Annotated in this window: 13 protein-coding genes; 4 read left to right on the forward strand and 9 right to left on the reverse strand. The window is 38.5% G+C overall.

Features of this window, described 5'->3' with window-relative positions; genetic code table 11:
- Positions 1-26: 26 nt before the first annotated feature.
- From pds to PL9214_RS08950, 3 genes are all read right to left on the reverse strand, one after another.
- Positions 27-1463 (reverse strand): 15-cis-phytoene desaturase, encoded by a 1437-nt coding sequence (pds, locus tag PL9214_RS08940; protein ID WP_072718397.1) that lies wholly within the window; start codon positions 1461-1463, stop codon positions 27-29.
- A gap of 169 nt (positions 1464-1632) precedes the next feature.
- A complete protein-coding gene (locus tag PL9214_RS08945; RefSeq protein WP_072718398.1) occupies positions 1633-2271 on the reverse strand; it encodes a transposase in 639 nt (212 codons plus the stop codon).
- A gap of 179 nt (positions 2272-2450) precedes the next feature.
- Positions 2451-4757, reverse strand: a complete 2307-nt coding sequence (locus PL9214_RS08950; protein WP_072718399.1) for an NACHT domain-containing protein — start codon at positions 4755-4757, stop codon at positions 2451-2453.
- Positions 4758-4993: 236 nt separating this feature from the next.
- Between PL9214_RS08950 and PL9214_RS08955 the strand changes: the two genes are divergently transcribed.
- Complete coding sequence (locus PL9214_RS08955; protein ID WP_083579932.1) at positions 4994-5647, forward strand: hypothetical protein; 654 nt, start codon at positions 4994-4996, stop codon at positions 5645-5647.
- 126 nt (positions 5648-5773) lie between these two features.
- On the opposite strand, the gene PL9214_RS08960 is transcribed toward PL9214_RS08955, so the two are convergent.
- Together PL9214_RS08960 and PL9214_RS08965 are read right to left on the reverse strand one after the other, a co-directional pair.
- The gene (locus PL9214_RS08960) at positions 5774-6394 is read right to left on the reverse strand and encodes a DUF3177 family protein (protein ID WP_072718401.1); all 621 of its coding nucleotides are present in this window, start codon (positions 6392-6394) and stop codon (positions 5774-5776) included.
- A gap of 119 nt (positions 6395-6513) precedes the next feature.
- Entirely contained in the window at positions 6514-6735 is a 222-nt protein-coding gene (locus tag PL9214_RS08965) for a Calvin cycle protein CP12 (protein WP_072718402.1), read from the reverse strand.
- Positions 6736-7118: 383 nt separating this feature from the next.
- Here PL9214_RS08965 and PL9214_RS08970 point away from each other — a divergent pair, with 383 nt between their 5' ends.
- A complete protein-coding gene (locus PL9214_RS08970) occupies positions 7119-8378 on the forward strand; it encodes an FIST signal transduction protein (RefSeq protein WP_072718728.1) in 1260 nt (419 codons plus the stop codon).
- Between the two features lie 74 nt (positions 8379-8452).
- The gene (locus PL9214_RS08975; RefSeq protein WP_072718403.1) at positions 8453-9052 is read left to right on the forward strand and encodes a hypothetical protein; all 600 of its coding nucleotides are present in this window, start codon (positions 8453-8455) and stop codon (positions 9050-9052) included.
- A 104-nt stretch (positions 9053-9156) separates the two neighbouring features.
- Here the strand turns inward: PL9214_RS08975 and PL9214_RS08980 are convergent, their stop codons facing one another.
- Positions 9157-10242, reverse strand: coding sequence for a metallophosphoesterase family protein (locus PL9214_RS08980; RefSeq protein WP_072718404.1), 1086 nt, complete (start codon positions 10240-10242; stop codon positions 9157-9159).
- Between the two features lie 496 nt (positions 10243-10738).
- Between PL9214_RS08980 and PL9214_RS08985 the strand changes: the two genes are divergently transcribed.
- The gene (locus PL9214_RS08985) at positions 10739-11017 is read left to right on the forward strand and encodes a hypothetical protein (RefSeq protein WP_072718405.1); all 279 of its coding nucleotides are present in this window, start codon (positions 10739-10741) and stop codon (positions 11015-11017) included.
- On the opposite strand, the gene PL9214_RS08990 is transcribed toward PL9214_RS08985, so the two are convergent.
- From PL9214_RS08990 to PL9214_RS09000, 3 genes are read right to left on the reverse strand one after another with little or no spacing between them, the layout of a single operon-like run.
- The gene (locus PL9214_RS08990) at positions 11001-11624 is read right to left on the reverse strand and encodes a cysteine hydrolase family protein (protein WP_072718406.1); all 624 of its coding nucleotides are present in this window, start codon (positions 11622-11624) and stop codon (positions 11001-11003) included. The two genes, PL9214_RS08985 and PL9214_RS08990, sit on opposite strands and share 17 nt — an antisense overlap.
- A gap of 21 nt (positions 11625-11645) precedes the next feature.
- On the reverse strand, positions 11646-13178 hold the full coding sequence (locus PL9214_RS08995) for a leucine-rich repeat domain-containing protein (protein ID WP_072718407.1): 1533 nt from the start codon (positions 13176-13178) through the stop codon (positions 11646-11648).
- Positions 13179-13198: 20 nt separating this feature from the next.
- Positions 13199-13915, reverse strand: coding sequence for a metallophosphoesterase (locus tag PL9214_RS09000; RefSeq protein ID WP_072718408.1), 717 nt, complete (start codon positions 13913-13915; stop codon positions 13199-13201).
- Positions 13916-13917: the final 2 nt, after the last annotated feature.

Genomic DNA, 13917 nt, shown 5'->3' on the forward strand with positions numbered 1-13917 from the left:
TGTTCTGCTGACCGACGATGGATGGGCTAGGAAGGAATAGGACTTGGGGAAGCAACGTTAGCCGATGGCGCAGACAAAGCCAAAAAACGATCCGAAGTCAAATCTTCTTGAATCGCCTGTGCTGTCAGCTTACCAGAAAGCACAGCCCCTTCCATACTGGCCAAATAACGCTGCATCGTGTAATCTCCAGTCAGATAGAAATTAGGAATAGGCGTTTTCTGGGATGGACGATGAGCTTGTCGCCCAGGAGTCGCTTTATAAACGGAACGCGGCGTTTTCACGACGTGGGATTTCAGCAATTTAGCGGGGTGGGGGATTTCCTCTGGAAAGAGTTTCTCCAACTCTGCCATCGTCGCTGCCACGATGTCCTCATCCGATTTACTAATCCAATCCTTTGCCGGAGCCAATACCAATTCCAGCATAGAACGGTCAGGATTGGAATACTCTTTACAGGTATTACTCATATCTGCATAGACGCTGAGTAAGGGAGAACGGGAAAACAGCAAATGGTCAACATTTGTTAACTTGCGATCAAACCATAAATGCACGTTAATCACCGGAACCCCTTCTAACCCCTCTAGCTGTTTGAAATAGTCCATTTCTTGCCAAGGTTGGGGTAACATCACCTTCAGGGGGTCAACGGGCATGGCAGAAACGTAGAGATCAGCCGTTAACACCTGATCAGGGGTGTCGTTTAACCCGCGAATTAAGAAGCCTTTGACGGTTCCATCTGCGTTGAGTAAAAATTCTTTAATCGGGGCATTCAGACGCACTTCTCCGCCGCGTTCTGTGATGTAATCTACCAGAGGTTGGCACAGCCGTTCCGTGGGAGAACCGTCTAAAAATGCCATTTTAGAACCGTTCTTTTCTTGGAGAAAACGGTTTAAAGCCGTTAAAATCACCGTTGAGGAGATTTCATCAGGGTTGATGAAATTCAAAGCTTTAGACATGGCAATAAACACTTCTTTCTCAACCCTTGGCGGAACGTTGTGGAGTTTCAGCCATTCTGAGAAAGAATATTTATCCATCTCCTCGACGTATTTTTGACCCTGGAGCATGGCGGGAATTAACCCTAAACCAAACCGAATTTTTTCCGGCCAGGTCAACATATCGTTATTACGGAGAATTGCCACTACTCCGTTAAAGGGGGCTGGGAGATTAGGAAAGTCAAACCGGGAATAGGTTCCGGGTTTCTCCGGTTGGTTGAAGATCATGGAATGTTCTTTCCATTGCAGCCGATCTTCGATGTCCAGTTCTTTGAATAACTGCAACATATTGGGATAGGCCCCGAAGAAAATATGCAACCCGGTTTCGTACCAGTCGCCGTCTTCATCTTTCCAGGCTGCGACTTTCCCCCCCAAAACGTCCCGTCGTTCTAAGACGATAGGAGTGTGACCAAGATCGGTGAGATACTTGGCACAAGCCAGTCCCGCTAAACCTGCTCCAGCGATCGCAACTCGCATCAATAACCCTTCTGAATGTTTTCTTAATGTTTTTCCTGATTATACGTTACATCTTGTTACATTTAAACCCAACGGGGTCAAAAATTCTGGGGTGGGGGTTGAGGTTATAAGAGATTTCAGGGTGAGGCGCGCCTCACCCCTACGGGTTGGGTTCAAGGATGAGCCTTAATTAAAAGGGTAGATCAATCAGTAATTCAGGTTTAATGGGATTTAAAGGGGGATGTTCTGGATCGTCATCCCAACGGGCAGGATTTTCAACGATATATTTTCTAATATGATTTAAAGCCCTTTCATCTCGGATAATTTCTTCATAATAATCTCGTTGCCAAATTAATCCTTGACCGGAATTATTACAAATTCTATTAATCAATTTAGAAACAGAAGATTTATACCAACCCACAACAGCACCCAAGGATTTTGGGGCAGCACCATGAGGTTGTTGTGTTGATTTTGCTGAGATTTCTAGTTGTGATAATGATGTCCGGTGTAGGGGCGAGGCGCGCCTCGCCCCTACGGGGAATTGAGGATCTGAAAGGATTTCATGAAAGATTAAAATGCCATGAATATGATTAGGCATGATGACAAAATAATCTAATTCAACATGAGGAAATGTTTCAGGAATTTGTTGCCAAGTATTAAAAGCGATCGCACCTAAAGAATTAAATCGCATTTCACCTTGAACAATATCTCCAAACAAACATTGTTTTTCTTTTGTACAAATTGTAACAAAATATCCTCCTGGTTGAGTATAATTATATCCTTTTAAACGAATAAAACGACGATGATGAATTTGTGGATTGTAGGGCATATTAGTTTAAAAATAACTTAGTAGAGTAAACATCCGAATTCTACATTTTTAGTGCGATGATAGCAATCCTAAATTGATTTTAGAAACGATAATTAAGATATGAATCTAAATTTCTGTGTCAGGGTGAGGCGCGCCTCACCCCTACGATAAAATGGATTTCTGATTAGGCTTTCTATAGCTCATCTAGGGTTGATTTCAGAGATTGGTAATAATAATGTTTGCTCAATCTCATTACGCACGTTGGGCGATACTTTACAACCGCTATTGAGACAATCAATCAATAATTTATTAGCATTGTAATATTGATTTAAAAGGTGTTTTTGTGAATCTTTAAAATCCCAATAATGACCAACGTTTCGATATTTAATGATTGCATATCTTAATTTTTTTACTAAATGTCGAACGCTATCATCCCACCAGTATTGATAGGCATCTAAGTCAAAAGTAAGATAGTAATCAGGTTTTTTACTGCTTATTTCAAGCAGTAAATACTTAAGTTCAGGCTCAAATTCTAGTTCAGAGTCATTGATAAAAGCGGGGGCATCGCCGAGGATACGACAAAGCTCAAAATCAAGGTTAATATCACTATGCTTTACAGCATCATGCTTTAGATTAAGACCTAGAGAAACGGCAATCTCAGAGTCGAAGCACTCCTCAAAAAGGTCAATATAAGGGTTAGGATTAAGGCAAGCAGCATCCAGAGAAAGAGATATGTCATAGTAAAATGCTCGTATGGCTGACAGCTTGTACGGAACTTTAACTGAACTAGATTTCTGTTGAACCCATATTAGAAATGCTTGTAAATGGTCATCTTCAGCTACCAAAACATCAATTTTTTTCTTTATTAACCTCAATAGCTCATCAGCATTCTTTAACATCCCAGTAATCAGCAAAAATACTTCACGCCACCTTGGATCAGTGATATGGTTGATGCTAACTAAGTTTGGCCAATCTGTACACTTCGCAAAGCTTTTAGCTGTGAAATACTCCTGAAATGTTAAGTGAGAAAAAGAGTAAATTTTTTGCGCCCGCTCCACCAATAACCCATGCTGCGCTTCAATTGATTTCAATATCGCCTCACTATCCAGTTGTAGAGCTTCTGGGTCATTTTGAGCATCAGGTAAATTGCGAATATAATCAGAAATATACTGCTCTAATTCTTTTTGTTTAAAGAAATAATCTCCTCGCTCAAATGTTGTTAAAGCAATTTGACTTAGTAAATCTTTTTTACGCTGTAATGATAGATTTTTATAAACCTGATCTCGTTCTATGTTTCGTGTTTCATCCCATTTTTTTAGTAAAATATTAATTCCTTCTTCATAAAGTTCTGAACGATTAGCCGGAAATTTGAGTGAGTCTTCAAAAACTAAACATAGTAACGTTAAAAGCAGTGGATTAGTTGCTAATTCTCGAATTCGACTATTTTGTTCAAGTTCTTGAATAAATTCATAGAAATTTCCAAGATCGTTAAGTTGAAACCAGTTTTGAACAAAAGTAAAAATCTGTTTATTATCGAAATCTGCAACTGCAACCTCTCTAAATTTCTCAAAATTATAAGTTTTCGCTGCACTTCGACAAGTGATTACAAATTTATTCTGGCGAAATTTTTCCGACAAATCACGAACTTGCTTGATAACACGGCTATTATCCTCTATTTTTACTTCATCCAAACCATCTAATAAAATTAGTAACTTCCCCTGTTTCAAAAGAATAGATACCTGTTCACAAGAAACATCATAATCAGAAAATATCTCGGTGATGTATTCCAATAAGCTCGGTTTTTCTGCGACTTCTGCAAATTGCTTGAGTGTAATAAAAATTGGCACAAGTTCAGCTTTAAAATTAGCTTGATTACATTGGATAGCTAAATATTTTAAAAACGTGGTTTTTCCTGACCCTGGCTTACCTAATACCATCAATTTTGAGTATTTCTTAACCGCTTCTTGTCCTGATATCGCTTTTTCAGTTATTCTACCCAGCCCAACGCGATCAAAGTTTTCAGGGTTGCAGTCTTGCAACAGTTCATCAATTTCGCATCGTCGATGACTGGTAATTTTTTCCAGAACATTAACGTTAGTGTAAAGGTCACTGACATCAATGGGTTGTGACATCGTGAGCGATCGCATTGTACCACATTGATCTTGAATTATTTCATAACACTTCTGGCGGACTTCTTGCACTAAATCATTTAGCTCATCCTCTGACAGATTAGAGGTTTGAGAGTCAGAAACCTTAAATTTTTGATACTCAGTAGTTAGAAAATTGAGCAAGCGACCATATTTCCCTGGGCCTTTGCCATTAATACTAAACTTCTTGTAAACATGACTCATTCGAGTGCGAAGTGCCGTATCAGAAATATGAAGTTCTGTTGCTATCTCTAATTCTGTCTTTTTACTATTAAACCAGATTACAAAAGCATCCTCTTGCTCTGGTGAAAGATCATATTTACGAGCCATTTCCATTAAAAATTCACGGGGTAGCGACATTAACCAATTTCTCCATAGCTTGAAAGCGAATCCAGTCTTTCTAATCTAGCCTAAAACTATAGTTAAGACTACTCTAATATTACTGATTCGGGAATAAGAATAATATTAAAGAGCAGCCTAAAATTGAAGATTGTAGATAAGTCAGCCTAAGTCAGTCTAAGTCAGCGTTAACTTGAGAGATATCTCCAAAACAAAATTGCGACATTGAATTTAGCAATTTTTTGGAGATGGTTTTTATGAAAAGAACCTACATTAATGGACGGGTTTACTACCAAGACGAAAAAGGCATTCGGCTACCATCCGTTACTACCATACTGAAGGCTACACAACCTATTGAGTCTGTTGGGACTCTTTCTAATTGGCGCAATAAGGTAGGAAATACAGAAGCAACTCGTATGACTTCAACGAGTCGTCGCCGAGGAAAATTATTGCATCAGTGGGTTAAGGACTATTTACAAGGGTTATCTCCTGTTGCTGATAGCCTAATTCAACCTTATTGTTATAGTCTGAAATCGGTTTTAGAGAAACTCAGCGATGTACAGTTAATTGAGACAGTTGTGCCAAATTATGTCGAAGGATATGCTGGGAAAGTTGATTTAGTTGCTCGTTATCAAGATGTTCCCTGTATTATTGAATTGACAACGGCTGAACAACCGAAACAGCAAATCAGAAAACTTTACGATAAGCCGTTACAATTGGTTGCTTATGGAGGTGCAATTAATCGCTATTACAGAGATAGTTTGTTTGGTGCTAAAATTTCTAACGGTTTGATTATTGTTGCACTTCCAGATCAAGATGCAGAAGAATTTCTGATGGAACGGAAACAATTAATTATTTATTGGCAGGAATGGTTAAAACGATTGGAAAAGTATGTTAAAAAAGCTGCCTGATCAATGATTTTCTCTGTCTTTACTCTTTCTGACCTAAATAGAAAATATCCCTGGTGGCTTTCCTCATAGGGGTGGGTTCAACACGTTAACCTAAAATATCCTAAAATCCACCCCTAAAAGATTAGTTTACCCCATAGCTGAACGTCCTTGTTTTCCTAATTTAAAGAATACAAAATAACCTAAACACAGAATATAAAATGCTAAACCCACTAAAGCTAAAAAGCCTAAAAACTGCTCAGTTAAGTTGGGATGAAAGGTTGCTTTATATAACCAAGGGGGATCTAACCAGATCCGACAATTTGGATCAGCTAATAATTCTTTTTGACCTTTAAAAAATGCACAATGTAGAAAAGGAACTAAAGCGATCGCACCTAAACTATTATAAACGGTCACAGCCCACCGCCAAGCAGTAAAAACTAACTTGATGGCTGAAGCTGGCATTTCTGAAACTTCTTCATTGAGATCCGCCCAAAACCAAAGGCTAATCGGAATTAAAATCCGTGCCATAATTGAGGAAAGAAAGCTAATTGGCAGAGCAGCGATCATTAAATACACGGTAATCATTAACAAACTAGCAACACGCCAATAGATAACCATTAACCGTTGAATCGCTTCTACTTTCCCAACAAACGCCCAAATGGAGATTACTAACGGCAGGATAACTGTAAAGATAACCGCTAATCGATAATCCATCCAGACGAACGGTTGAATCCAAGGAGATTGTACAGCCAGTAAAGGATTGAACATTCTGAATCATCAAACCCAATATTATAAAAATTAAGCAACTGGGTTAACTCTAGTTAAATCCCAGTTGCTTATCAATCAGCAAACTTTAGAGAAGAGTTCTTCCCTGATCAAACGGTTGATTAATCTTCATAAAGCCGACATTCAGCAGCATCGGGGTTATCGTCGCAATAAACTTGGAAAGAGGTTTTGGGTTTTTCTTGTTTTTGGTGTGAAGCTTCCGCTTGTAATTCTTCCACAGCATCCCAAGCTGCTGCACATTCTTTAGAAGTGGCGCCGCTAACATCGCAGACTGCACGCGCTTCTTCCAGTTCTTTTTCGATGAGTTCGTTGATGTTGTTCATAAACCTTTCGTTAAATCCAATCTACTAAGTACAGGTTCTAATCCCACTTTAGAACATTAAGCAAGGGTTACTCACTGTGTCCATTTTACTGCCCAGTGCAGCCAAAGTTTGGATTTCCCCCCTCACTGTAATACATCAGCCTTAATCTAACCACAACTTCAAGCTGGATTTTTTAAGATTTGCTGACGTTGAACTAATTGTGTTACAGATCAATAAATTATGCCAGATTGGGTCACTCTTTGACATTTGCAACCCTTGAGCTAACCCAGATGGCAACGGTCAGAAATAGTGTATCTGCTGTATTTCTACACAATCTGCTATCTTAACACAAGAGAGCAGACTATTCAGGGAGGGCGAAAATGGCAGAATCGACAACCAAACCGATGCGCTGGGTTAGTGCTTTATCCCAACGTCCTTCATTAGAAGCGGCGATTAAGGAAGTCGTGGAACTAGCTCAAGATCACCTACGCGCTTCTCCAGATTTAGGCTTAGTCTTTATTTCCTCTGCCTTTGCTAGTGACTATTCCAGATTAATGCCGTTACTCCAAGAACAGCTTTGTCTTCCCACTTTGATTGGTTGTGGTGCTGGGGGGGTTGTAGGGATGAATTCTAGGCACCAAGCTCAAGAAATCGAGGGAGAACCTGCTCTCAGTTTGATGTTGGCCCATTTGCCTGATGTTAAAGTTCATCCGTTTCATTTATCCGCCGACGATTTACCCGATTTGGATAGTCCCCCGGATCAGTGGGTGGACTTAATTGGGGTAAAACCGGAAGATCAGCCGCAATTTATTGTTCTCGTTGATCCGTATTTCGGTCAAATCAATGATTTTTTGCAAGGTTTAGATTATGCCTATCCGGGTTCGGTGAAAGTGGGAGGACTGGCCAGTACGGGTGTCATGGGAGGAACAACGGGAGTGTTTTGTGGTTCCCGACTGTACTCGGAAGAAATTGTCGGTTTAGCCTTGCACGGGAATATTGTGATTGAAACCATTGTTGCCCAAGGTTGCCGTCCCATTGGCTATCCCTATCGAGTCACCCAAGGGGAACGCAATATTGTCTTAGAAGTGGAAACTCAAGCAGAGGATGCGGATTTGGAAATGGCTTCTTCTGGGGTATCCGTGCGTTTATCCCCCTTAGAAGCGTTGCAAGACCTAGTACAGGACTTAAACGAAGAAGATCGACAACTTGCTCAAAATTCCCTGTTTGTTGGGGTTGTGCGGGATGAATTTAAACAAAAATTAGAACCGGGAGATTTTTTAATCCGTAATTTAATTGGGGTTGATCCTAGGGCTGGGGCCATTGCCATTGGCGATCGCGTTCGTCCAGGACAACGGATTCAATTTCACCTGCGCGATTCTCGCACCTCCGCAGAAGATTTAGAATTGTTAATGGAACGCTATCAACGACAAGCTTCTTCTTTTCCCGAAGAAATGACCAATGCGGCGGCGTTAATGTTTTCTTGTTTAGGACGGGGAGAGGGACTTTATGGGGAACCTAACTTTGATTCTGAACTCTTCCGACGGTATTTGAACATTCCTCTGAGTGGCTTTTTCTGTAATGGTGAGATTGGCCCGGTTGGAAATGGAACATTTTTGCATGGTTATACCTCGGTCTTTGGCATTTGTCGGCAAAGGAAAAATTAACCTTTCTACGATGATCAAAAGAGGAATAAAGAGTTGTACCAACCTATCGAGTAAAAATTCAGTTTTTAAAATTTATGAAGCGAAATTCAGAACATTTTTTAGTCTTGGAACAATTATTTAAAGTGGGCATTGATCGGGCTGATTCGATGCTAGAAACAATTACTCGATCCCCGATAAAATTAAAATTACTTTCTTTGGATATATTTCCCCCACAGCATTTGACGCTTCAACTGGAAAAACAGTTAGGTTCAACGGATCTCAAGGCAATGGAATTGGTATTTACTGGAGAGTTTCAAGGAAATAGTCAACTCATGTTTCCTAAATCCACTGCCGGGATGTTAATTGATTTAATTGACAATCAAGAGCGGCGAAAATTAGATAAAGATGTGTTTGAAAAAGCCATTTTTAGTGAAGTTGGTAATATTTTTTATAATGGGATTATGGGAGTCATTAGCACCCTATGTGAATATGGAATTACTTATATGATTCCTAAATATAAAGAAGGAAATCTCAGACAGTTACTCTTAGGAACGTTATCTCCTAAATATTCACTAGCCGTTATTGGAACAGTTCAAACGTTCCCCGACCGCAATCTTGTTTTCTGGTTTCAATTTGATACCTTAGATAAATTGTTAGCCCAAAGCAGTAATCTTTCAGATTATTTTGATGTTTAAGGGAACAGGGAACAGGGAACACTTCGACAGGCGAGCGTGCAAAGCAGGGAACAGGGAACAGGAAAGAAATTATTAACTTTTAGTCCCTGAGTCCTGAACTTTTTTTAGGATAAGATTAACTGAGCAAAATTATCAATCTGATCCGTTGCACTAAATCCTTCAAAGTAACGGCGAACAGTCGGTGGAAACACTTCAAAGTTAAATTGAGCATCTCCGTTAGCAATATCTGCCCAAAAATAGCGGAGATGAGGAACTAATTTCTCAGCTTCTTGAACGGTTAATTTTAAGGGTGGATTCGTTAATAATTTCATCATAAAAGGAAAGGAACGCTCACCCATCCATTCTCTTGATTTTAACGGTAAATCTGGCCAATCTTCAACGGCGGTAATCCGATGGGATTCTATTTTCAATACAGGTTTCCCTTGAGCATTTGTATTGACATGAATGACTCGATAGGGATGGGGATAACTGACTAATGATCCCGTTGTAATATCATAAATTCCTTGCCATTGGGCAATATCTTGGACGTGCAAATGTCCGGTAAAAACTAACTGCACTCCGGCTTGTTTTAATAAATTCAAAAAGCGAGGGGCGTTTTCTAACATATAGCGTCGTCCCAACGAATTTGTCGCTTGTCCAGGTAAATGTTCAATCACATTATGATGAATCATCACGAAAACCAATTGATTTTTGACATCAAATAAAACCTGTTCTAGCCACTCTAACTGTTCTTCTCTTAAACAACCGATTTGATTACCCTGGGCATCAAAATGATTAGAATTTAATCCGATTAATTGTAAACCGGGTAAAATTTCCTGGGTATAATCTAAACTTTGAGTTTGTTGATATCCAAAGGAACGATAATACTGAGGGAATTCCCTAAAACCGATTAAATTTTTCTGACTTTCTAAGACAGGAAGATCATGATTTCCGGGAATAACATAAACTGGGTAAGGAAGCTGGCTTAACCGTTGACTTAACCATTGATGATTCTCTCGTTCTCCATGTTGGGTTAAGTCTCCGGGTAAGAGGAGAAAATCTAAATCTAACTGTCCTAGATGCTCTAATACCAGTTCTAAAGCAGGAATACTCACTTCAACTAAATGAAAGCGATTTGGATGATCCCAAATGGTCTGGGGTAGGGCAATATGCAAATCACTGACAACGGCAAATTTAAAATTTAAGCTCATAAAGAAATCAGTACAAGGGGAAATAAAAAGGCATTGCTTAACACAAAAATTGACCGGATTAGGGTATGAGATAACCGGAATCAATGTGTTTCATGAGATTGATTTTGTAAATCGGCTTTGATATCTTTCTTAAAAGAATATAGCGAAATTAACGGGGTTTTTTAAAGTATATTAAGAATTTTAATATTTACGTTACATTTCTTGATATATTCCTGACGATTTGTTTGAGTAAAAATCTCTATTTTGTTTAAGGATTGGGATTAAAGTTTTTATATTTTTTTCTTTATGTAAATAAAATAAGACGAGATCTTCATCCTTGAAAAAAGTTCATCTGTAACAACGATCTGTATTTTTGAATACAGACAAATGATTTGTTTTCTGAATGTCAATCTGTACATATACTCATTTTTAACATAACTCTAAAAAGAGTTGAAATTCTTTAAGAAGTGTAATACAATCCTTAAAGAATTGTTAAAAATTTTTTAGCAGTATACCGATGCACAAGGACTATTACGGCTTATTAATCTCCGCGCTAAGTGTCCGTCATCGCTGGAAATGGCAAATTATTCTTCCTTATGGCGGGTATTTGACCTCCAGCGAAGACTATTCATCTGCCGAAGATGCTCTCAGTGGCGGAAAATGTTGGGTAGAACGAGAGTCAACCTTTAATGCAATTAATAGCTGTTTGGCTCAGTTTTATAGCGCGGGTGTGCTCAATCCTTCGGAATATAGTAGTTTAATGGATTCTCTGCGGGGTATTACTCAACGCTGTTAATTTGAGCCTCCAGTTGTTGAATTTGAGAGTGCCAAGTTTCTAAACAGGAGGGAATTTCTTCCAAGGTCACGACCTCTAATAAATAGTTTAAATAACGCTTAAGGGTAATCGCGTGAGATTCTGGATAATCGGCACAACAATCAGAAATCATCACGGTTAAAAATCCCAATTGAGCAGTTGAAGCGGCGGTAAACAAAACGCACACAGAAGTCGCTAATCCGGCGGTGAGTAAAAAACGTTTGCCTCTTGTCTGAAGATAATCAATGAGTTGGGTATTTTGACATCCATCTAAAGTGTATTTTTCAAAGACTTTTTCCCCTGGAAGTTCCCTCGCCCAATCTAATACCTCAGCACCGGATGTTCCTCGAATGCAAATCGCACGTTCTCTCAAACGATATCGGGGTAGCCAATTAGAGCCATTCGGTTCAAAGACTTCGCGTAAATGAATCACTTCTAGTTCTTCTTGGCGACAAAAGTTGAGCAGGCGACGAATATTGTTGGGAAATTCGGGAAAGGCTGCTTGGAGTTGAGGTTCCCAAAAATCATTTTGAACATCAATCAGCAGTAGTGCAAAAGGTTGCCATTGATGAGAAAAATTAACAGTCATAAACAAATAAAGGGTAAACGTTTAAAACAAACAAATGGATTCAGGAGAAACGGGACATTCTTTTTTTGAAAGCGGATTTCCGATTAAGTTCAATTCTTTTAACTGGTTTAACCCGGATAAGGATTTGACTTCTGAAATTTTATTTTTTTGCAAGGAAACTGTATGTAAATTCTTCAGAGAAGAGAGGGAATTTAAACTGTTAATTTGATTTTGACTTAAATCTAAGGTTTTAAGGGCTTTTAAGGAAGAGATAGACTTAATATCAATAATTTGATTTTGGTTTGCATTCAAATCTGTTAAATTTGTTAAAGACGCTAACGGGTCAAGACTTTTAATTTGATTTGAACTAATATTGAGTTGAGTTAAATTCCTTAAAGGGGAGAGGGGTTTTAATTCGGATATTTGATTTTGGCTTAAATCAAGAACCACTAAATTTTTTAAGGAAGATAGAGGAGTCAGGTTAGAAATTTGATTATCATTGAGATAAAGTTCTTGAAGGTTGGTTAAGTTGGATAAAGGACTAATATCTTGAATATTATTAGATGTAAGGTACAGTTTATTTAATTGGGTTAGAGTTGCTAAAAAATTTAAGCTTGAAATTTGATTTGCGTTTAACGCTAGAATTTTGAGGTTGGTTAAGGATTCTAAAGAAGGAATCGTGATAATTTTATTAGATTTAATATAAAGTTCAGTCAGTTGGGTTAAATTTTCTAAGAAACTCAAGTTAGAAATTTGATTAGAGTTTAAATACAGTTTATCTAACTGAGTTAAGGAGGATAAGGCTTGAATATCTTTAATTTGAGTGGAATCTAAATGCAGTTCTGTTAAGTTTTTTAAAGGGGTTAAAGCGCGAATATCACCCAGGGGATTTGAATCTAAATGCAGTTCTTTTAAACGGGTTAACTTGGCTAAAGGGCTGAGATTAGCAATTTGATTAGTAAATAGTTGAAGTCGCGTAAGTTGAGTTAATGTATTTAAGGGACTCAGATCAGAAATTTGGTTTTTGAATAATGCTAGGTCGGTAAGATTGGTTAAATTAGATAAGAAAGTCAGATCAGAAATTTGATTAACACTGAGATCTAATTGAGTTAGCTGGGTTAAGGAGGATAACGGACGAATATCAACAATTTGGTTAGCACTCAAATGCAGTTGGGTTAAATCAGTTAAGGCGGAAAGGGGGGTTAAATCAGAAATTTGATTAGAGTTTAAATTTAGGGTTTTTAGACTAACTAAAAACTTTAAGGGAGTTAGGTCAGAAATATAGGTATTACTGAGATTGAGTTCGGTCAGATTTAATAAAGTTTGATTCGCTTGTAAACAATCGGTAGTCTCTAATTTTTTTAATAATTCATGAATAGTTTTTGCAACGTCTGAGGAAAGATTAGAGCGATTTTTACATAAATTTGTGAAATCTTGAACTTCAGGGGGTATTGAGGGAGAAGAACTAGAGGAAACGGGTTCAAACCCTTGAGAAATCACAGCACAATTGGATAATCCCAAGGTCAGTATAATTCCTACAGGGAATAACCTCGATAAAATAGGGATTAAGATCATAGAAATTTTTGGGTTTCTAATTATGAAATCGTAAACAATCTTCTACTGGAATTAGAGGGTTTAAATTCATCAATCCAAGCCGTTCGAGAGTGACTCATTTGATTAGCTTGCCAAATTTTACCGCTATTAACCTCTAAACCTGTTAACCAACCATTCCCATAAACCCAAGTATCAATACAAATGGCATAGCCTAAATTCAGAGGTTTACCATTCTTTTGACGGGTATGACCACAAATCATGGTTTTTCCTGAAATATGGGGTTTAGCCGAATAAAATTTAGTTGTCAAGAGTTGCTGAGTAGATTGCTGATTTAAGGGAAGTTGGGAGTCAACATTCCCATGAACAAAAAAATGGTTTTCTGTTTCCCAATAGTCTACACAACTCTTTTCCAGAAATTCCCAATGGTGGGGGGGAATATTTTCTAAATCGGTTGTTGTTTGGCTGGTTGGATAGGAAGCTAAGGTTTCATATCCCCCCCACTTACACCAAGCATCAAACTGTTTAGGAGAATTCCGCGCCTCTAACATTAAAATTTCATGGTTTCCTCGCAACGCCACTAACTGTCCGGTTCTGTGGAGGGTGATTAATCGTTCGAGTACCCCGTTAGAATCGGGCCCTCGATCAACATAATCCCCTAAGGTAATGATTAAATCATCAGCTTGAAGTTGAATCATCGACATGAGAGTATCCCACGCCATTGAACAACCGTGAATATCCGCAATCGCAATAATTCGCATAG

The sequence above is a fragment of the Planktothrix tepida PCC 9214 genome, assembly GCF_900009145.1.
Taxonomy (GTDB): Bacteria; Cyanobacteriota; Cyanobacteriia; order Cyanobacteriales; family Microcoleaceae; genus Planktothrix; species Planktothrix tepida.